The organism is Diaphorobacter sp. HDW4B (genome assembly GCF_011305535.1).
Lineage (GTDB): Bacteria > Pseudomonadota > Gammaproteobacteria > Burkholderiales > Burkholderiaceae_C > Diaphorobacter_A.
The window spans coordinates 1,570,786-1,590,821 of the sequence record NZ_CP049905.1 but is presented as its reverse complement, the minus strand read 5'-3'; the positions used below and the strand labels follow the sequence as shown (position 1 = coordinate 1,590,821).

The following is a 20,036-nucleotide window of genomic DNA, read 5'->3' as shown; positions in this document are numbered from 1 at the left end:
GGTTGTCGATGAATGGCCGGTCGGATGCTCAACGAAATATGCCAATCTCTGCATAACCTTGACATCTCAAAAAACTGCCTTGCTTTTTTATGAATCGTAGGCGAAAAAGTGTTTTTCCGCGTGCTTGTTCCTTGGTTGCTGTTGGGTTGAGTGGGGGAGCGAAGGTCTGCGTTCTTTTTTGATCTACAGTGCCGTTATGATACAAGGATGACTAAGTGAGTGTGTCGCTTCTTGGAGCATTGGTATTGGCGATACGCGCACAAGAGGATACATACAGAGCATCTACGGAAGCTCTTCCAAGTCTGATGCGCAACGAACTTAGGGCGCCACCTGCTTCACAAGTGTCAAGAAGCGCTAATTTTCTCTCAGTTTTCTAATTATGGTGATGCGTTTTTTTTGGGTAATTGCTCTGGGGCTCTGTTCGTTGATCGGGTTGGCGAATGCCTCTGAGCCGTTGAGGATGGCCGGTGCTTTGGAGAGTTGGGACTATGAGCCTGCAACCCAGACGCTTCATATGCGGGGATGGGTGGTGGGGGGGGAGCATGGAGTTGAATTTCCGACGTTGCAATTATCGATCGGAAAGGAGAACTTTTCATCTGGTTATCTGACGTGGGCACCGCGAGAGGATATCCCCACCGGAAGCGAGTTCACAGGCGGTCAAGCGGGGGTAGGTTTCAATTGGTCTGTCCGATTGAAGAGCGCTCCAGGTGCAGGAGTGCACCCTATTAAATTGGTCGCAGTGTTGCCCAATGGGTCCAATGTTGCATTGAGGAGCGTTTCTGCCGGAGCACCTGTGCTCATTGTGCAGAAGGTATTGAAACGACATTGGCTGATTCTGGTGGTCATCATCTGTGCCATCGTGTTTATCTTTTTCAAAGATCGTAAATGGACGAGACGCGGTGGCTCAGAACTTCGTCTATTTCACGGAAATGCCACTTATTTCATCGTTGCCGGAATTTTCGCGTTGTTGGTGGCTTGCGGAGTAACGGGGAGTTCTGTGGGCTGGTTACTCAAAAGCCATTTTGGCCAAAGCTTTTTGGATGTACAGGGTAATAGAACCACCTTGCTCAAAGACCGCCCGGTTCGAGGCGATGAATGGGGTGTTCAACTACCGAACGTCTTGGCGCAAATCCACCACAAACCGCCGTTTCCAGTTCTGAATACGAATATCGGTTTGGGCGGCCAGAACATGGGCGTTGCTGGCATGACTGGCGTCCCCGTGCTGCAGTGGGCTGCTATTGCTCGGCCTGCTACGTGGGGATATTTCTTTTTGCCTCTGCGCCAAGCGATGAGCTGGCAATGGCAACTGCCATTCTGGGGAGGGTTGCTAGCAGCCTGGTGTCTGCTCAATCTTTTGCGCCCTGATCAAAGGGCGCTGAATTTTGGTTTGTCGATCATGTTCAGCGTGGCGCCGTATGCTGCGGCTTGGTCCAACTGGCCGTTGTACGCCACGATGTTTCCAGCTTTTGCTTTTGTTGTAGTCGCTCATTTGCTCAGAACAAAGAGTGGTCATAAGGCGTTATTGCTTGGAGCTATATTGGGATGGTTGTTGGCAGCGTGGTTTCTTGTTCTGTATCCAACGTGGCTCATTGTTCTTGCGAGCGTTCTAGTCTTCGTGGGCGTGGGTTGGGGCATAGAGCAACGGTCGCAGCTTCGCTTCGGCTATGCCCAATTGATCGGGCTGGGTAGTGCCCTGATGATCGTCGGCGCGATTCTGGGCAGTTGGTGGCTGGATACGCGTGACGCGGTCGCTTTGATGCAGGCGACAGAATATCCGGGGCGTCGAGGCGCCATGCCTGGTGGTGACATGTCGTGGTGGTGGCATTTGCGCGGCTACGCCAATGTGGAGACGGTAGTGCGTGCGCCGGGAACTGCAACCAATGAGTCAGAGGCGAGCTCGTACTTCTTTCTGCCGCTTTTGTTGGTATTTCTCACTGTGCGACATTTCCTTCGTTCCACGGGGCATCGCTGGACTGTTCTCGCTTGCGCGGCGTTCATTGCCTGCTTCTGGCTCTATTGCTTTGTTGGTGTCCCTGTCTGGTTAGCCAAGATCACTTTGTGGGGAAACATGCCGACCACTCGGATGGACGTGGGGCTGGGGCTTGCGACAATTGTCCTGATCTCGTTGGTTGCGGGAAACCGGGACGCCGATCTGGCCTGCATCTCCGGCAACAAGACCAATCGCTGGGTTGTTCCGGCAGTGCTGACGTTGACCAGTGGGGTGTTGGTTGGAGCTGCTATCTCATCAACGCCTGTCGACTTTTTCCCGACAAACAGCCCTGTGTATGTAGCAGCAATGATGATAGGTGGTGCCTACGTCTGCTGGTGGATGGCTCGCGACCGGATGGCTGCTGCGGTGGCGATGATGGTAGTGCTGCATCTGATGACGTCGCTGGTGTTCAATCCGATCAGTAGGGCTCCACGCGATGTGAGGCTTTCCGCCGAAACTAGTCCGTTCGTGACGGATTCGCGGCATACGGGTCAACCTTTGCGCACACTCGTAGTCAATGGGGATGGCATTGGACCATTGACGTTGGCAGCTGTAGGTGTGCCAACGGTGAACAGCGTTCTCTATTATCCCCATAAGGCCTTCTGGGACAAGTTGGGGTTGCCCGATTCGGAGTGGAGCAAAGTTAATCGCTACCAGCATCTGGGGTTCTATCTCGATGCAGAGGCTCAGCAACCGGACGCATTCTTCGTTGTTGCCGCAGCCCTCGATCAAGTGCATGTCCATGTGCATCCCGAGCGTTTCGACTTCTCTAGAACTGGTGCATTCAGAGTTGCGGCGCCCTCCAATCTCAAGCAGTCGCTGATTGGAAATCGCTCGCTTCGTTGGCTTGGCACGACGCGCGGGGTGGAGTGGTTTGCCGTGAATGGTGAGGCTTTCGCGAAAGAGGTAACGCCTCCATCGCAATAGTGTCGGATAGCCGCAGTTAGACGCCCATCCGACAAACGGCTTCAGTTCTAACTAGCTTGCAACGCCAACCCCGCATGCTCGCGCAGCGGATGGAAGTGGATCTTCGGAAACCGCTCCTGCGCCAGTCGCACGTCATAAGGGCTGGTGCACAGATATGCCAGCGTATCAGCAGCGTCCCGCGCCATGCGCAGCGGATAGGCGTTTTCGAAATCGCGCAATTCGGCGGGCGTATCCGCAGTGATCCAGCGCGCGCCCGTGTACTGGCAACCTTCCAGACGAATGTCGCAGTCGTATTCGGTGTTCAAACGGTGCTGCACCACTTCGAACTGCAGTTGGCCGACAGCGCCGAGCAGCATGTTGCCGCCGGCTTCGGGTTTGAAGACCTGGATCGCGCCTTCTTCGCCGAGCTGCATCAGGCCTTGCTGCAATTGCTTGGTGCGCAGCGGGTTGCGCAGCACCACGGTCATGAACAGTTCGGGGGCGAAGAATGGCAGGCCGGTGAACTGCAGGTTTGGGCCGTCGGTGATGGTGTCGCCGAGCTGCACGCCGCCGTGGATGGTGAAGCCGATGATGTCGCCTGCGTAGGCTTCGTCCACGGCTTCGCGGCGTTGGCTCATGAAGGTGACGACCGATGTGGGGCGCAGTTCCTTGGCCGTGCGTTGCACCTTCATCTTCATGCCGGGCGTGTACTTGCCGGAGGCCACGCGCACGAAGGCGATGCGGTCGCGGTGGTTGGCGTCCATGTTGGCCTGCACTTTGAACACCACGCCGGAGAAACTGTCGTCTTCTGGCTGGATGATCTTTTCTACGGGCTGTTTGTTGACGATGAGCGTGCTCTTGCGCGGGCCGGGTGGCGGGGACATGTCGACGACGGCGTCGAGCACTTCCATCACACCGAAGTTGTTCACACCGGAGCCGAAGAACACGGGTGTGAGCTTGCCTGCGAGGAAGGCTTCATGGTCCCATTCGGCGGATGCGCCGACGGCGAGCTCCATGCTTTCAAGAGCGTCGTCAAAAGCCTTGCCGAAGCGCGCGCGCAGCTTGTCGGCTTCGCTGAGTGGAATGGTTTCGAAATCCTGTGGGCGCTTTTCGCTGCCGGGTGCGAACACGGTCATGCTTTGCGTGCGCAGGTTGATGATGCCGCCGAAGCTCTTGCCCTGACCGACAGGCCAGGTGATGGGGCAGCAGGGCATGCCGAGTTCGCGTTCCACTTCGTCGAGGATGTCGAGCGGGTCGCGCACTTCGCGGTCCATCTTGTTCACGAAGGTGATGATGGGCGTGTCGCGCTGGCGGCAGACCTCGATCAGGCGGCGGGTCTGCGCTTCCACACCGTTGGCGGCGTCGATCACCATGAGCGCCGAGTCCACGGCGGTCAGCACGCGGTAGGTGTCTTCCGAGAAGTCCTTGTGGCCGGGGGTGTCGAGCAGGTTGATGACGTGGTCGCGGTAGCTCATCTGCATCACCGACGATGCGACCGAGATACCGCGTTGCTTTTCGATTTCCATCCAGTCGGATGTGGCGTGGCGGCTGGCCTTGCGGCCCTTCACGGCACCGGCGATCTGGATCGCGCCCGAGAACAGCAGCAGCTTTTCCGTCAGCGTGGTCTTACCTGCGTCAGGGTGGGAAATGATGGCAAAGGTGCGGCGGCGCCGTGTTTCGGGGGCGTAAGTCAAGGGGGGATCCAGGGGAAGCGGGGTATTCGGAGGCAGTGATTGTGAAAAATCACGGCATATTTCGGCATTTTACAAAATGCCTCAACCATCTAGTGAAACGCGTTGACTAGCTTGTCTTGGCCGGTTTGGTTGCAAGCAACATGGGAATCAATGCGAGCGGCAATGTGAAGAACGGCAGCAAATACCGATACTCGCCTGCGGAGGCAAATGCCGCGATGGCTGCAAACTGGAGCGCAGCGAATACGCTCACCAGCAATATCGGCCCGTTCTTGGACTGGACACCCTTCCACAACACGAGCAGCAACAGACCCAGGCCGAGCCATGGTGTCCAAAGCAGCCATCGGAACTGGTAGCTGTGTTTGTGGACGTCCCGCAATGCGTTTTCGGCTTGAACCAAGCCGAAGCGACGCAGTTTGGATTTGGTTTTGATGCGGTTGAGAACATAAGGCGCATAGTTGAGTGCGGGAAATCCCCCTTGGGCCAATGCGGCGGAAAGCAGGACATTGACGCGGCTACCGATCACGTCCGGAAGGTTGTGCCAAAGGTTGTAGCGGAAGAATTCGCGCGTCAGTTCGCGGTTCTGCTCTTCGGTCAGCCCCAGCAATTGAGGGCCGGAGGGATGAAACACCAGCATGTCCCAATAGGCCGGATCGGAATAGGCCAAATACAGTTCCTTGGGGCGGTATCCCTCAAGAATTTCCAGGGTGCGCGGTGACAGCTTGGGGGCCTGCAGAACCCATGGATCATTCATGCCAGGCATCTGCCTCCAGAAGTCGTTCATTGCGCGTGGGTGCATCAGCTTGACCGTTTCAAAAAGGACGAGCGAGTGCGTTGCGCTCTGCGCCGTTGAGCGGTGAAACTGTGAGCCAACGAAGCTGAGCGCGCACCAGAAGGCAATCAAGGCCGCAAGCACGTAGCGACTTTTGCCACGCACAAACAGAATGGCGAGCACGGTGGGCACCAGAAAAAGAATGCCGTTGGCGCGGGCGAATATGGCAAAGGGCAGGGCCAGAGCAAGAACCCAGAAGGACATCCGCGTCAGCCGACGGTGGGTGCAAACCAGCCAGAGTTCAAATAGCAATGCCGTGGATGCAACGGCAAAAATGGCATCCGGATAGAGCGTCCCCGTGAAATAGACCATATGGGGCGTCATGCAGATGTACAGAAGCAAGAAGATGGACGTTTTTTTGCATCCCCGTTCCCAGAGCCAGGCCAACATGCGTGCAAAGAAGAATGCACACAACAGCATCAGGATCAGGATGGGCAACTCCACCCGATGGGTGACGCCGTATGTGCCGCGCACGAAGTAGTACCAGAAGACACTCTTGCCCGATCGAAACAATTCGGGCTTGTCCACTTCCATGAGGATGGCTGCGCTGTCTTCGCCCAGGACACCTGGCCAGAAAACGATCAGCCATGCCAGATAAACAAGGCTGAGAAGCAACCAAAAAGTGGTCAGTGCATTGATCGCTAAGCCTTTGCGCACGGACGTGCTTGCACCGAGCGCTTGTCCGGGCAATCTCGCCGCATGGGGCGAAGTTTGTTCTTGAGGTGCACAATCTTGCATTGCTCTCGTTTTCTTCTTTCGTTTGTCCATGAATCGTACCGTCCAGGACGCTCATTCCAGCGCATCCACGGCCTCTTCTCTGCAAGCCGAACCCAAGGCTCCGGTATGGATTCAACGCGGCACCCCTGAATACTGGCGTGTCAGCCTGGCCCTGTTTCTGGTGGGCTTTGCCACGTTTTCGCTGCTGTATTGCGTGCAACCGCTGTTGCCTGAATTGGCGGCAACTTATCAGGTAAGCCCTGCGCAAAGCGCGCTGGCATTGTCGCTGACCACGGCCAGTCTGGCGATTTCGATTGTGGTGGCGGGTGCGTTGTCGGAAGGGCTGGGGCGGCGCAAGCTGATTTTTGTGTCGCTCGCGTTGGCGGCGTTGTGCAATCTGGCGGCTTCGTTCTTGCCGCAGTGGCATGCGTTGCTCGCGGCGCGTTTGCTGGAAGGCATTCTGCTTGGCGGTGTGCCTGCGGTGGTGATGGCCTATCTGTTTGAAGAGATCGATCCCAAAGGCTTGGGCTTTTCGATGGGGCTGTATGTGGGCGGCACGGCGTTTGGCGGGATGGTGGGGCGGATCGGCACCAGTGTGTTGACGGATTTCTTTGGCTGGCGGCATGCGCTGGCGGCGCTGTCGGTGCTGGATCTGCTGGTGGCGTTCGGCTTCATCTGGTTGTTGCCGCCGTCACGCAATTTCGTGCGCAAGACGGGGCTGGGCGCGGCTTATCACATCAAGGCGTGGTCGCAGCATCTGCGGCATGAGGGGCTGGTGTCGCTGTTCGTCATCTCGTTCGGACTGATGGGCGTGTTCGTCAGCATCTACAACTACGCTGGCTTTCTGCTGAGCGACGAGCCGTATCGCTTGAGTCAGGTGCAGATCAGCTATTTCTTCTACGCCTACATCTTCGGCATGTTCGCTTCGCCGCTGGCGGGCGCGTTTGCGGATCGAATGGGGCGCGGCAAGGTGCTGATCGTTGGCGCGTCCATCATGACGGCGGGCGTGCTCAGCACGATGATCGGGCACCACGTCACGAGTCTTGCGCTGATCGTGCTCGGCATCGTGTTGATCACCGCAGGTTTCTTCATCGCGCATTCGATCGCGAGCGGTTGGGTGGGGCGCATGGCGGCGCAGAACAAGGGGCACGCTTCGTCGCTTTATCTGTGGAGCTACTACATGGGCTCCAGCATTCTGGGAGCGGGCGCGGGCTGGTTCCTCAATCACATGGGCTGGAGTGGCGTGGGCGCGATGGCGCTGGTCGTGCTGGCCGTCGTGTTCGGGTTTGCGTGGCGTGTGCAGCGCCTGGCTGCCAAGGTCGCAGCCGCATCGGCCAAGACCGCCTGATCCTTGTCCTTATCCCTACCCTATCCTTGTTCACAGGGCATCTTGATGCCATCTTGATGTCGCCCGCGTCATTCTCAATCCGTTCTTGACGCGGCGATTTCTACAGTTCTCCCATCGTCAATGGGCGTGGCCAAATCGCGCCGTGGGAGAAAGAAATGTGGAGTCTGAACTGGATTGATTGGATCGCGGTAGCGGTGGCCCTGGGCCTCTTTGCCTACCTCGGCTATGCGCTTGTGCGCCCTGAAAAATTTTGACAAGGGGCCGCACCATGATGGATCTTGTCTACGTCGCACTGACCGTGGCCTGCTTTGGCGGGATGCTCGGTCTGATCGCCGCATTGGTACGTCTTTGATCGTTTGGTTGAATTCAAGGAGGTACGAACATGTGGATGGTTTGGCTTGAATATGCGGTGGTATTGCTCCTGGTGGGCGCGCTGACCGTGGTGATGGGCAAATGGCTTGCCCATTGTTTTACGGGTGAATCGCACTGGTTCATCGAACGCTGGAGTTACCGCGTCATTGGCGTGAATCCCGATGAGCGCATGGACTGGAAGCGCTACGGCATCGCGCTGGTGGTGTCGAACGCGCTGATGATGCTGCTCGGTTATCTGCTGCTCCGGCTGCAGGTAAGTCTGCCGTTGAACGAACTGGGCAATGCGGCGCAGGCGCCCGATCTGGCGTTCAACACGGCGGCTTCGTTCATCACCAACACCAACTGGCAGTCGTATGCGGGCGAGGCCAGCCTCTCCAACGCGACGCAGATGGTGGTGATCACGTTTTTGATGTTCGCGGGTGCGACGACCGGCGTGGCCGTAGGCGCGGGTTTTGTTCGCGGATTGGCGCGAACCAATGCCAAGGATGTGGGCAATTACTGGGTGGATTACCTGCGCGTGCTGTGGCGCGTGATGCTGCCGCTGTGCTTTGTGGTGGCGCTGTTCTACGTGTGGCAGGGCATGCCGCAGACGCTGACTTCGCAAGTCAGCGCAACCACGCTGGAAGGCGCGACGCAGAACATTCTGATGGGCCCTATCGCGAGCCTGGAAAGCATCAAGCACATAGGCACCAACGGTGGTGGCTTCTTCGGCATGAATGCGGCGCATCCGTTCGAGAATCCCACGCCGCTCACCAACATCGTGCATATCTTCTCGATGCTGCTGATTCCGGCTGCGCTGACCTATGCGTTCGGCTCGATGCTGCTGCGCCGTCGCCAAGGCTGGGTGCTGTTCGGTGCCTGCATGGTGATGTTCATCGGCTTTCTGGCGCTCACTTTCCATGCCGAGCAAAGCGGCAGCGATCTGCTGGCGCGTGCCGGTGCGGATCAGACCTTGAGCACCACTCAGCCGGGCGGAAACATGGAAGGCAAGGAGCTGCGTTTCGGCATCGCCGACACGGCCTTGTTCGTGACCACGACGACCGCTGCCACCACGGGTTCGGTGAACGCCATGCACAGCTCGCTCACGCCGCTGGCCAGCATCACGCCGCTGGCGTTGATGATGCTGAACTGCGTGTTCGGTGGGGATGGTGTGGGCATCATCAACCTCATTCAATACGCGATCCTGACCGTGTTCGTCGCGGGCATGATGATTGGCCGCACGCCCGAGTTTCTGGGCAAGAAGATCGAGGCGCGCGAAATCAAACTGGTGATGCTGGCGGTGCTCGCGCATCCCGCATGCGTGCTGGGGTTCACTGCACTCGCCGCAGTCTGGCCCGATACCAATGCCAGTCTGGCGAATCATGGCCCGCACGGCTTCTCCGAGATTCTTTATGCCTACACCTCGGCCACGGCCAACAACGGATCCGCGTTTGCGGGTTTGAACGCCAACACGCCGTTCTTCAACACCACGATTGGCCTGGCGATGTTGTTCGGTCGCTTCCTCACCATGCTGCCGATGCTGGCCGTGGCCGGAAGCCTGGCCGCCAAGGCGACAGTTCCGCCGGGACCGGGCACCTTCCCGACGGCCACACCTTTGTTCATGGGGCTGCTGGTCTTCGTGATTCTCGTGGTCGGTGGCCTCACGTTTCTGCCATCGCTGGCACTGGGCCCGGTGGTCGAGCACCTGCAGATGCTGGCGGGCAAGCTGTATTCGTGATGCACGAACGGCTTTAGCCAAGTTACCAAGCAACCAAGCCAAGGATTGTTGAGCGGTGCGGCCTCGAAGGCCGCCCGCAGGAGATTGTCATGAACACCATTGTTCAAAAGAATGTGGCTCTGAATGTCGTCGCACACGAGCGCACGACTTGGGGCCAAACCATGGGACAGTGCGCCCGCGCAGCGGTGGCGCTGTGCATCGTCACGGGGCTGGCTTATCCGCTGGTTACCACCTTTGTCGCAAAAACGGTGTTTCCGCACCGTGCGGAAGGCAGTCTGATAGTGAAGGACGGAAAGGTGATCGGCTCGTCGCTGATCGGGCAGAACTTCACGGGTGCGAACTACTTTCAAGGTCGCCCCAGCGTGACCACCGCGCCCGATCCCAAGGACGCGACGATCACCATCAGCGCGCCTTACAACGCGGCGCTTGCTGCCGCCAGCAATCAGGGCGTGACCAGCCAGTTGTTGGAAACCGCAGTCACCGAACGCGTGCAGGCTTATCGCGCAATGAACAACATGGGTGCGCAGGATCGCGTGCCTGTGGATGCGGTCACCGCATCGGCTTCGGGGCTCGATCCGCATATCTCGGTCGCCAATGCCAGGCACCAGGTCGAGCGCGTCGCGAAGGCGCGTGGCTTGAATGAAAAGCAGGTGGCCGATCTGCTCGATGCGCAGGTGCAGCCGCGCGATCTGTGGCTGCTCGGCGAGTCGCGCGTGAACGTGCTGGAACTCAATATCGCGCTCGATGCATTGGCCGTGCGCGGCAGTGCCGACAACCACAAGAAGGAGTGAGCACCATGTCCAGAAAATCCACCTTGCCGCTGTTTGAAGCGGGCCTGGCGCGCGATGCCTTGTGGGAGTCGATCTGCAAGCTCACACCGCGTGCGCAATGGCGCAATCCGGTCATGTTTGTCGTGTACCTGGGCGCAATTCTCACCACCTTGCTGTGGGTGCAGGCGCTGCGCGGAGAGGGTGAAGCACCAGCGGGATTCATCTTGCTGATTGCGCTGTGGTTGTGGTTTACGGTGCTGTTTGCCAACTTCGCCGAAGCCTTGGCCGAAGGCCGCAGCCGTGCGCAAGCGGCGAGCCTGCGCGGCATGAAGCGCAACACCGTCGCCAAGCTGCTGACCAAGCCGCAGTTCGGCGCGCAGTGGACGCCCGTGCCCGCCAACGAGCTGCGTTCCGGCGCGGTGATTCTGATCGAGGCGGGCGACACCGTCGCGCTCGATGGCACGGTGCTCGAAGGCGTTGCGTCGGTGGATGAAAGCGCGATCACGGGCGAATCCGCGCCCGTCATCCGCGAGGCGGGTGGCGACTTCTCTTCGGTCACCGGCGGCACGCGCGTGCTCTCCGATTGGCTGGTGGTGCAGATTACCGTGAACCCGGGCGAGTCGTTTCTCGACCGCATGATTTCCATGGTCGAATCGGCCAAGCGCCAGAAGACGCCGAACGAGTTGGCGCTGTCGATTCTGCTGGTCGGCCTGACGCTCGTGTTCATGATGGTGATCGTCACGCTCAGCCCGTATTCCGCGTTCGCCGTGCAGCAGGCAGGTTCGGGCACGGTCGTCGGTTTGACGGTGCTGATCGCGTTGCTGGTCTGTTTGATCCCCACGACCATCGGCGGTTTGCTTTCTGCGATTGGCGTGGCGGGCATGAGCCGCATGATGCAGGCGAACGTGATCGCCACGTCGGGCCGTGCGGTGGAGGCTGCGGGCGACGTCGATGTGCTGCTGCTCGACAAGACCGGCACGATCACGCTCGGCAACCGCCAGGCCAGCGAGTTTTTGCCTGCACCCGGCATCTCTGCCGCGCAGTTGGCCGATGCGGCGCAGATGGCGTCGCTCGCCGACGAAACGCCCGAAGGCCGCAGCGTGGTGGTGCTTGCCAAGGAAAAGCACGGCCTGCGTGAACGCGAGCTTCAATCGCTCAACGCGACGTTTGTTCCGTTCACCGCGCAGACGCGCATGAGCGGTGTGGACATGCGCGACGGCACAGGCCCGCGTGCGCTGCGCAAGGGGGCAGCGGACGCGGTGAAGAAGCATGTCGAGGCGCTTGGCGGGCAGTTTCCGGCAGGTGTGCTGAAGATCGTCGAAGAGGTTTCGCGCCGCGGCAGCACGCCGCTGGTGGTGGCCGACAACGCACGCGTGCTGGGCGTGATTGAGCTGAAGGACATCGTCAAGCACGGCATTCGCGAACGCTTTGCGGAGCTGCGCCGCATGGGCATCAAGACCGTGATGATCACCGGCGACAACCCACTCACTGCCGCTGCGATTGCGGCGGAGGCGGGCGTGGATGACTACCTGGCCGAAGCGCGGCCCGAAGACAAGCTGCAGCTCATCCGCACGCAACAAGCTGCTGGCCGTCTGGTGGCGATGACGGGCGACGGAACGAACGATGCACCCGCGCTTGCGCAGGCCGATGTGGCGGTGGCGATGAACAGCGGAACGCAGGCTGCGAAAGAGGCGGGCAACATGGTCGATCTGGACAGCAATCCGACCAAGCTCATCGAGGTGGTGGAGACCGGCAAGCAGATGCTGATGACACGCGGCGCGCTCACCACGTTCAGCGTGGCGAACGACGTGGCCAAGTATTTCGCGATCATTCCGGCGGCGTTCGTGAGCACGTATCCGCAGCTTGCATCGCTCAACGTGATGGGTCTGCACAGTTCCGAATCGGCGATTTTGAGTGCGGTGATTTTCAACGCGCTCATCATCATCGCGCTGATTCCGCTGGCCTTGCGCGGCGTGCCTTATCGCGCAGTGGGTGCGGCAGCTTTGCTGCGCAGAAACCTGCTGATCTACGGTGTGGGCGGATTGATCGTGCCGTTTGTGGGCATCAAGCTGATTGATATGTTGATTGCCGCGATGGGGCTGGTCTAGTGCTACGCTTGCTTTGATATGCCCAGCATGCCCCAAGAAATAGACGATCTGCGTCCCGATCCCGACGCGCTGGTCGCTCGTCTGCAGGAAGAGCAGGCGAGCGCGCATCGCGGCAAGCTGCGCATTTACTTTGGATCGAACGCGGGCGTGGGCAAAACCTACGCCATGTTGTCGGCCGCGCAGCGCGAGCAGCAGACGGGGCGCTCGGTGCTGGTGGGCTTGGTCGAAACGCATGGGCGTTCTGAGACCGCGCAGCAGTTGCACAACCTGGAGTTGCTGCCGCTTTCCGATGTGACTTATCAGGGCAAGCAGCTCAAGGAATTCGACATCGATGCGGCGCTCGCGCGGCATCCCGATGTGTTGCTGCTCGATGAACTCGCGCACAGCAACGCGCCGGGATCGCGCCATCCCAAGCGCTGGATGGATGTGGACGAATTGCTGGATGCCGGCATCGACGTGTGGACCACGCTCAATGTGCAGCATCTGGAGAGCTTGAACGATGTGGTGAGCGGCATCGTCGGCATCAAGGTGCGCGAGACCGTGCCCGATCAGATCTTCGACGATGCCGACGAAGTGGTGATGGTGGACATCTCGCCCGACGAATTGCTGCGGCGATTGAAGGACGGCAAGGTCTACCAGCTCGAACAGGCCGAGCGTGCATCGCGGCATTTTTTCAGGCGCGGCAACCTGCTCGCATTGCGCGAATTGGCGCTGCGCCGCACAGCGGACCGCGTGGATGAGGACATGCGCGACTACCGGCGCGAGCGCTCCATCGGCAACGTCTGGCCCACGCGAGAGCGGCTCCTGGTGGGAGTGGGCGGACGTGCCGGAGACGACGCGCTGGTGCGGCAGGTGGCGAGGTTGGCGCGGCGGCTGGAAGCGGATTGGGTGGTTGTTTACGTGGACGCGCCGCAGCGCCAACACCGCCCGCAAAGTGCCCAGGCCGCCGTGCTCAAGACGTTGGCGTTGGCCGCGCGACTGGGTGCGGAAACGGCAACCATTCCCGGTGCCGACGTGGCGCAGGCGCTGGTGACGTTCGCGCGCGAGCGCAACGCCAGCCATCTGGTGCTGGCGCAGGTGCCGCTGGCTGCGTGGTCGCCCATGCGCTGGTTTGCGCGCAGCATGCCCGATCGCATTGCGCAGCTCGATTCGGGACTGGATGTGCTGGTGCTTTCCACGCGCGCGGCAGCGCAGGCGTCGGAGGCGCCACTGGCCGCCTCAACTGCGCGCCGCAAGCCCGTGCGCTGGGCGGGCTATGTGGGCGCAACGGCCGCCTGTTTTGCGGGAACGGTGGTGGCGGAATGGCTGCTGCAGGTCTTCGATCCCGCCAACGTGGTGATGCTGTTTCTGCTCATCGTCGTGTTGTCTGCCTTGCGCTGGGGGCGTGGGCCGGGCGCGTGGGCGGCGTTGCTGGCGGTGCTGTGCTTTGATTTTTTCTTTGTGCAGCCGCGTGGCTCGTTCAACATCGCGGACACGCAGTATCTCTTCACTTTTGCGCTGATGCTCGGTGTGGCGCTGGTGTGCGGGCAACTCATGGCGCGGCTGCGGCACGAGGCGCAGGTTGCTGCCGAACGTGAACGCAGAGCGGGTGCGCTGGCGCGTTTGGCGCGCGATCTGTCGGGCGCGCTTACGCAGGAGCAGATTGCGGAGATTGCGCTTTCCACGGTCTCCGGCGTGTTCGATGCGAAGGCCGGTTTGCTGTTGCCCGATCTGGATGAAAAGCTGCGCGTGGTGCCGGGCAGCGCGAGCACGATGGATGCCAGTTTGGCGCGCTGGGCCATGGAGCATGGTCAGATGGCAGGGCGCGGAACGGATACGCTGGCGGCATCGAGCGCGCTGTATGTGCCCCTGCTTGCACCGGTGCGCGGTCGCGGTGTGCTGGTGTTGGAACTGCGCTCGCCCGAGCGTCTGGACGTGCCAGAAGAACAGCGCCTGCTGCAGGCCTGCGCGAGCCAGATTGCGCTGGCGTTGGAGCGCGTGCACTTTGTCGAGATCGCGCAGCAGACGCAGATTGCGATGGAGGGCGAGCGCATGCGCAACACGCTGCTGTCGGCGGTGTCGCACGATCTGCGCACGCCGCTCACGTCGATTCTGGGCGCGGCCGATGTGGCGCAGCGTCATGCGAGCAGTGGCGTCACGTTCGACATGGTGCGGCAGATTCAGCGACAGGCCTTGTCGATGCAGCAGTTGGTGGACAACCTGCTGGCGATGGCGCGGCTGCAGCAGGGCGGTGTGCATCTGAAGCGCGAATGGTGGCCGGTGGAAGAGGTGATCGGCAGCGCGCTGCACCAGTTGCGTGACCGGCTCATCGACCATCCGGTGAAGACCGAGTTGGAACCGAGCATGCCGATGGTGCGGCTCGACGCGGTGCTCATGGAGCGCGTGCTGGTCAATCTGGTCGACAACGCGATCAAGTACACGCCTGCCGGAACGCCGATTCGCGTGCGGGCGCGCACCCATGCGTCGCAGTTGATGCTGAGCGTGGAAGATGGCGGGCCCGGTTTGCCTGCGCACATGGACCCGCAGGAAGTGTTCGAGCCGTTCAAGCGCGGCGTGGTGGAGTCTTCGGTGTCGGGCATCGGCTTGGGCCTCACGCTTGCGCAGCGCATCGTGCAGGCGCATGGCGGCGACATCGATGTGGAGACCGCCGTGCCCGGTCCCGGAACGGTGTTCACCATTCGCATTCCGCTGGAAGCGCCGCCATCTCTCGAAGATATGGTGACCGATCTGCCTCCCGCACCATAATTCAGTGCACCGATTTTCTCTTGCCAGCCCTGCCCGAAATGAACCAAGCCACGCCCCGCATCCTGCTCGTTGAAGACGATCCGGGCATTCGCCGTTTTGTGCGGCTGGTGCTGGAAGACGAGGGCTGGCTGGTGTTCGAGGCAGAGACGGCCAAGCGTGGTTTGATCGAGGCGGCGAGCCGTCAGCCCGATGCGGTGATTCTCGATCTGGGGCTACCGGATGCCGATGGCAAATCGGTGATCGCAGAACTGCGTTCCTGGTCTGCCGTGCCGGTGCTGGTGTTGTCGGCGCGCGAGCGTGAAGAAGAAAAGGTGGCTGCACTCGATGCCGGTGCCGACGACTATCTGACCAAGCCGTTTGGCGTGCCCGAGCTGATGGCGCGGCTGCGCGTGTTGCTGCGCCGTTCGCAACAACTGGCGGCGGGCAAGACCGGCGCACCGAGCAGCCGCGTGCAGTTTGGCGATGTGCTGGTCGATCTGGCGACGCACGAGGTGCAGCGCGCGGGCGAGGCGGTGCATCTCACGCCCATCGAGTTCCGGCTGCTCTCTGCGCTGATCGCCGGGCAGGGCAGGGTGCTCACGCATCGGCAACTGCTGCTGCAGGTCTGGGGGCCTGAATATCTGGACCGCGCCCACTACCTGCGGGTGCACATGGCCAATCTGCGCCAGAAGATCGAGGCCGATCCGGCGCAGCCGCAGCACTTGATCACCGAATTGCAGGTCGGCTACAGATTAGTCGGGCTTCAGCCGTGAGTCACAAGCTCCCGGTATAATCCGCGTTTTCCGAGGAGCGTTGCAGCGCCAGTCAGGCGTGAGGCTCGGATCAACATTTTGGCAACGACGCTCACCCACGCTTTCTGTGCGGTGAGACGCAGCTTTTTCAAGTTGCTCCCCCAGAACGTGGTTTTTGCAGATTCTCATTGGAGAGAAAACCATGGACACCAAGACTCAAGATCGCGCGATTGCCGACATTTCCCTGGCCGATTGGGGCCGCAAGGAAATCAGGATCGCCGAAACCGAAATGCCCGGCCTGATGGCCATCCGCGAAGAGTTCGCCAAGTCGCAACCGCTCAAGGGCGCACGCATCACCGGTTCGCTGCACATGACCATTCAAACGGCCGTGCTGATCGAAACCCTGAAGGCTCTGGGCGCTGACGTGCGCTGGGCTTCGTGCAACATCTTCTCCACACAAGACCACGCCGCTGCGGCGATTGCCGCCACCGGCACGCCTGTGTTCGCCATCAAGGGCGAGTCGCTGGAAGACTACTGGGATTACACCCACAGCATCTTTGAATTCGGCGCCGCTGGCACCGAAGGCGAAGGCCCGAACATGATTCTGGACGACGGCGGCGATGCCACGATGCTGATGCATCTGGGCAAGAAGGCCGAGAAGGATCTGTCCGTGCTGGCCAACCCCACGAGCGAAGAAGAGCGCATCGTGTTCGCCGCCATCAAGGCCAAGCTCGCGCAAGACGCAACGTGGTACAGCCGCAAGGGCGCTCACATCATGGGCGTGACGGAAGAAACCACCACCGGCGTGCACCGCCTGAACGAGATGTCCGCCAAGGGCACGCTGCTGTTCCGCGCGATCAACGTGAACGACTCGGTGACCAAGTCGAAGTTCGACAACCTGTACGGCTGCCGCGAATCGCTGGTGGACGGCATCAAGCGCGCCACCGACGTGATGATCGCTGGCAAGGTTGCTTGCGTGGCCGGTTACGGCGACGTGGGCAAGGGTTCGGCTCAGGCGCTGCGCGCGCTGTCGGCCCAAGTCTGGGTGACTGAAATCGACCCGATCAACGCTTTGCAAGCCGCGATGGAAGGCTACAAGGTCGTGACGATGGAATACGCTGCCGACAAGGCCGACATCTTCGTGACCACCACCGGCAACAAGGACATCATCCGCCACGAACACATGGCTGCGATGAAGGACCAGGCCATCGTCTGCAACATCGGTCACTTCGACAATGAAATCGATGTCGCTTCGATCGAGAAGTACCAGTGGGAAGAAGTGAAGCCGCAAGTCGACCAGATCACGTTCCCCGACGGCAAGAAGATCACGCTGCTGGCCAAGGGCCGTCTGGTGAATCTGGGCTGCGCCACGGGTCACCCCAGCTTTGTGATGTCGTCTTCGTTCGCGAACCAGACCATCGCCCAGATCGAGCTGTTCACCAAGCCTGATGCTTACGAAGTGGGCAAGGTCTACGTGCTGCCGAAGATTCTGGACGAGAAGGTCGCGCGTCTGCACCTGAAAAAGGTGGGCGCTGTGTTGACCGAGCTGACCACTGAGCAGGCTGCCTACATCGGCGTGGACAAGAACGGTCCATACAAGCCAGATACGTACCGTTATTGATTGACGCTTGGGGCGGCTTCTCGTTTTGAGGCCGCCAATACAGCCCTTCATGCGTTGTTGCTCACGCTTGCCGTACGAGAGTACTGTCTGCGCGTGAGACGCCTGGCCTGAAGGGCTGTCTTGTCGGTTGTGGTTGAAGTTCAGGATGCACTGAACTCTTCCGTGATCGTTGCTGCGCTCGTTGAGCGCAGAAGACAAATTGCATTGCAGTTTTTTGGTTTTGGAGGCGCCATGCGCGCAGATGTTTTTTTGGTCGAGAAGGGCCACGCCACCACCCGTTCGCAAGCTCAGCGGTTGATCACTGCGGGCGTGGAGTGGCGTTTGGCTCCGGGCCTGCCGTGGAACAAGGTTGCCAAGAATGGTGACGACATTCCCGAGATGGCCGAGGTGCAGTTGCTCGATGCGGCGGAGGCCAAGTACATCTCGCGTGGCGGCTTGAAGCTCGAGGGCGCGTTGACTGCCACGGGCTTGAAGGTGGCGGGTCTGCGTTGTCTCGATGTGGGTCAGAGCACCGGCGGTTTCACCGATTGTTTGCTGCAGCAAGGTGCGGCGCAGGTCATCGGCGTGGATGTGGGTCATGCGCAGTTGCATGAACGCCTGCGTAGCGACGCGCGCGTGGTGTGCGTCGAAGGTCTGAACGCGCGTTCGATGACGGCGGATTCGCTGCGCGATGCTTGCGAAGAAGCGCTCAGCGAAGTCGTGGTCGAAGAAGAAGACAACGACACGCAGCCGACCGCGCCCTACGCATGGATGCGCAATGGTGGTGTGGTCGATGACGAATACGACGACAGCGACGACGCCAAGGAGCAGGACGTCGAAGAGTTCAAGGCCGAGCGCGCCGCCAAGGCCAAGGCGAAGGTGGATGGCTCGATGCCCGTGCAGCGCAAGCGCCGCGAAGGTTCGGAGAACGTCGACATCACGCCCGAGTTCGACTTCATCACGGGCGATGTGTCGTTCATCTCGCTCACGCTGATTCTTCCCGCGCTGGTGCCGCTGCTCAAGCAGAAGGGCCAGATGCTCATGCTGGTCAAGCCGCAGTTTGAACTGCAACCCGGCCAGGTGGGCAAGGGCGGCATCGTGCGTGATCCGGCGTTGTATGCCGAGGTCGAACAGCGCATCCGCGAATGCTGCAAATCCGTGGGGCTCAAGGTCGAGCAATGGATGGACAGCGCCATCGAAGGTGGCGACGGCAACCGCGAATTTTTTGTTTTGGCAAGGAGAGGGAAATGAGTCAGGAACAAGCACAGAGCAAGCTGCCGGTCAGCTTTGAATTCTTTCCCCCCAAGACTCCCGAAGGCGCGCAGAAGCTGCGCGGCGTGCGTGCGCAGCTCTATGAGCGCAAGCCCGAATTCTGCTCGGTGACCTACGGCGCTGGCGGCTCCACGCAGGAAGGCACGTTCAACGCGGTGCGCGAGATTCTGGCCGAGGGCGTGGATGCGGCGTCGCATTTCTCGTGCATCGGCGCAACGCGTGACAGCGTGCGCGAGCAGCTCGCTTTGCTCAAGACCATGGGCGTGCGCCGTTTGGTTGCCTTGCGCGGCGATCTGCCAAGCGGCTATGGCATCGGCGGCGAGTTTCACTACGCGAGCGATCTGGTGTCCTTCATCCGTGAAGAGACCGGCGACTACTTCCACATCGAAGTGGCGGCCTACCCCGAAGTGCATCCGCAGGCACGTTCTGCCGACGCTGACTTGAAGGCCTATGTGACCAAGGTGAAGGCCGGTGCGAACTCGGCCATCACGCAGTATTTCTTCAACGCCGATGCGTATTTCCGTTTTGTGGACGACACGCGCAAGCTCGGCGTCGATGTGCCGGTCGTGCCGGGCATCATGCCGATCACGGGTGCTTCGCAGCTCATGCGTTTTTCGGACGCTTGCGGTGCCGAGATTCCGCGTTGGATTCGTCTGCGCCTGCAAGGCTACGGCGACGACATGGACAGCATCCGCGCGTTCGGTCTCGATGTGATTGCGAATCTGTGCGAGCAGTTGATCAAGGGCGGCGTGCCCAGCATCCATTTCTACACGATGAACCAGAGCGCTGCGACACTCGCAATCTGCAAGCGCATCGGCATTTGAGGCGGCACTGCACAAGTCCCTGACGCGCCGCACATCGCATCCCGATTCATGGCGAGCGTTCGCATCGCCGACTGGTTCGATGTCGCCTTGTGATGCTTTGACGCAAATTCCACGCCGAAGGCATCGGCGTGGAAGTCCACTTGAGTGACAATTCCTTTCGTTTTTCACTCCTTGCAAGCCCTGCAAGTGAGTGGCAAGAGCCGCCTCAAGCCGTAACCGAATCGTCATAAAAATCGGTGCAGATCGTTTGCTTTTCAGAGGGGAAAAGTCAACGGGGGGAACTTCGGGCGTCTCAGAGGGCTCGATTCAGGGATGTATGTAAAGTTAGACCAAGCGCAAAGACTCATCGTATGCTTGCGGGTAAGGACGCCCGCTGAACCCAATCCATTCCAATCCATTTTCCCCGGGCGATG

Annotated in this window: 13 protein-coding genes and 1 riboswitch; of the genes, 11 read left to right on the top strand and 2 right to left on the bottom strand. The window is 60.2% G+C overall.

The genetic code is table 11. The annotated features are described in order from the left end of the window. Positions 1 to 793 precede the first annotated feature (793 nt). Positions 794 to 2,917 carry a hypothetical protein gene (locus G7048_RS07375; protein WP_240933205.1) on the top strand — a complete coding sequence of 708 codons (2,124 nt, stop codon included), beginning with the start codon at positions 794 to 796 and terminating at the stop codon, positions 2,915 to 2,917. 47 nt (positions 2,918 to 2,964) lie between these two features. On the opposite strand, the gene G7048_RS07370 is transcribed toward G7048_RS07375, so the two are convergent. Both G7048_RS07370 and G7048_RS07365 read right to left on the bottom strand, forming a co-directional pair. After that, positions 2,965 to 4,590, bottom strand: coding sequence for a peptide chain release factor 3 (locus G7048_RS07370; RefSeq protein ID WP_166067508.1), 1,626 nt, complete (start codon positions 4,588 to 4,590; stop codon positions 2,965 to 2,967). A gap of 106 nt (positions 4,591 to 4,696) precedes the next feature. After that, positions 4,697 to 6,187 (bottom strand): hypothetical protein, encoded by a 1,491-nt coding sequence (locus G7048_RS07365; protein WP_166067507.1) that lies wholly within the window; start codon positions 6,185 to 6,187, stop codon positions 4,697 to 4,699. On the opposite strand from G7048_RS07365, the gene G7048_RS07360 reads away from it, so the two are divergent. The 10 genes from G7048_RS07360 (at position 6,186) to metF (ending at position 19,623) form a co-directional block, all read left to right on the top strand. Beyond that, the gene (locus G7048_RS07360) at positions 6,186 to 7,484 is read left to right on the top strand and encodes an MFS transporter (RefSeq protein WP_166067506.1); all 1,299 of its coding nucleotides are present in this window, start codon (positions 6,186 to 6,188) and stop codon (positions 7,482 to 7,484) included. The two genes, G7048_RS07365 and G7048_RS07360, sit on opposite strands and share 2 nt — an antisense overlap. 155 nt (positions 7,485 to 7,639) lie before the next feature. Continuing rightward, positions 7,640 to 7,738: a K(+)-transporting ATPase subunit F gene (gene kdpF, locus G7048_RS07355; protein WP_166067505.1), complete on the top strand. Its 99-nt coding sequence runs from the start codon at positions 7,640 to 7,642 to the stop codon at positions 7,736 to 7,738. A 128-nt stretch (positions 7,739 to 7,866) separates the two neighbouring features. Further along, positions 7,867 to 9,573, top strand: a complete 1,707-nt coding sequence (gene kdpA / locus G7048_RS07350) for a potassium-transporting ATPase subunit KdpA (RefSeq protein WP_166067504.1) — start codon at positions 7,867 to 7,869, stop codon at positions 9,571 to 9,573. Positions 9,574 to 9,662: 89 nt separating this feature from the next. Next, on the top strand, positions 9,663 to 10,364 hold the full coding sequence (kdpC, locus tag G7048_RS07345) for a potassium-transporting ATPase subunit KdpC (RefSeq protein WP_166067503.1): 702 nt from the start codon (positions 9,663 to 9,665) through the stop codon (positions 10,362 to 10,364). A gap of 5 nt (positions 10,365 to 10,369) precedes the next feature. Further along, on the top strand, positions 10,370 to 12,451 hold the full coding sequence (gene kdpB / locus G7048_RS07340; protein ID WP_166067502.1) for a potassium-transporting ATPase subunit KdpB: 2,082 nt from the start codon (positions 10,370 to 10,372) through the stop codon (positions 12,449 to 12,451). A 27-nt stretch (positions 12,452 to 12,478) separates the two neighbouring features. Then, positions 12,479 to 15,196 carry a DUF4118 domain-containing protein gene (locus tag G7048_RS07335; protein ID WP_240933204.1) on the top strand — a complete coding sequence of 906 codons (2,718 nt, stop codon included), beginning with the start codon at positions 12,479 to 12,481 and terminating at the stop codon, positions 15,194 to 15,196. Positions 15,197 to 15,234: 38 nt separating this feature from the next. Next, on the top strand, positions 15,235 to 15,948 hold the full coding sequence (locus tag G7048_RS07330) for a response regulator (protein ID WP_166067500.1): 714 nt from the start codon (positions 15,235 to 15,237) through the stop codon (positions 15,946 to 15,948). A 26-nt stretch (positions 15,949 to 15,974) separates the two neighbouring features. Continuing rightward, positions 15,975 to 16,048: riboswitch (S-adenosyl-L-homocysteine riboswitch) on the top strand. Positions 16,049 to 16,129: 81 nt separating this feature from the next. Beyond that, positions 16,130 to 17,548, top strand: coding sequence for an adenosylhomocysteinase (gene ahcY / locus G7048_RS07325; protein WP_166067499.1), 1,419 nt, complete (start codon positions 16,130 to 16,132; stop codon positions 17,546 to 17,548). Between the two features lie 231 nt (positions 17,549 to 17,779). Next, positions 17,780 to 18,778, top strand: coding sequence for a TlyA family RNA methyltransferase (locus tag G7048_RS07320; protein ID WP_166067498.1), 999 nt, complete (start codon positions 17,780 to 17,782; stop codon positions 18,776 to 18,778). Beyond that, on the top strand, positions 18,775 to 19,623 hold the full coding sequence (gene metF, locus G7048_RS07315; RefSeq protein ID WP_166067496.1) for a methylenetetrahydrofolate reductase [NAD(P)H]: 849 nt from the start codon (positions 18,775 to 18,777) through the stop codon (positions 19,621 to 19,623). The genes G7048_RS07320 and metF overlap by 4 nt, the downstream gene beginning before the upstream one ends. Positions 19,624 to 20,036: the final 413 nt, after the last annotated feature.

Excerpts from the sequence above, each read along its gene's own strand:
- ahcY (WP_166067499.1), top strand. The coding sequence starts at position 16,130 with ATGGACACCAAGACTCAAGATCGCGCGATTGCCGACATTTCCCTGGCC.
- G7048_RS07320 (WP_166067498.1), top strand. The coding sequence starts at position 17,780 with ATGCGCGCAGATGTTTTTTTGGTCGAGAAGGGCCACGCCACCACCCGT.
- kdpB (WP_166067502.1), top strand. The coding sequence starts at position 10,370 with ATGTCCAGAAAATCCACCTTGCCGCTGTTTGAAGCGGGCCTGGCGCGC.
- metF (WP_166067496.1), top strand. The coding sequence starts at position 18,775 with ATGAGTCAGGAACAAGCACAGAGCAAGCTGCCGGTCAGCTTTGAATTC.
- G7048_RS07360 (WP_166067506.1), top strand. The coding sequence starts at position 6,186 with ATGAATCGTACCGTCCAGGACGCTCATTCCAGCGCATCCACGGCCTCT.
- G7048_RS07335 (WP_240933204.1), top strand. The coding sequence starts at position 12,479 with ATGCCCCAAGAAATAGACGATCTGCGTCCCGATCCCGACGCGCTGGTC.
- G7048_RS07330 (WP_166067500.1), top strand. The coding sequence starts at position 15,235 with ATGAACCAAGCCACGCCCCGCATCCTGCTCGTTGAAGACGATCCGGGC.
- kdpF (WP_166067505.1), top strand. The coding sequence starts at position 7,640 with ATGTGGAGTCTGAACTGGATTGATTGGATCGCGGTAGCGGTGGCCCTG.
- G7048_RS07365 (WP_166067507.1), bottom strand. The coding sequence starts at position 6,187 with ATGGACAAACGAAAGAAGAAAACGAGAGCAATGCAAGATTGTGCACCT.
- kdpC (WP_166067503.1), top strand. The coding sequence starts at position 9,663 with ATGAACACCATTGTTCAAAAGAATGTGGCTCTGAATGTCGTCGCACAC.
- kdpA (WP_166067504.1), top strand. The coding sequence starts at position 7,867 with ATGTGGATGGTTTGGCTTGAATATGCGGTGGTATTGCTCCTGGTGGGC.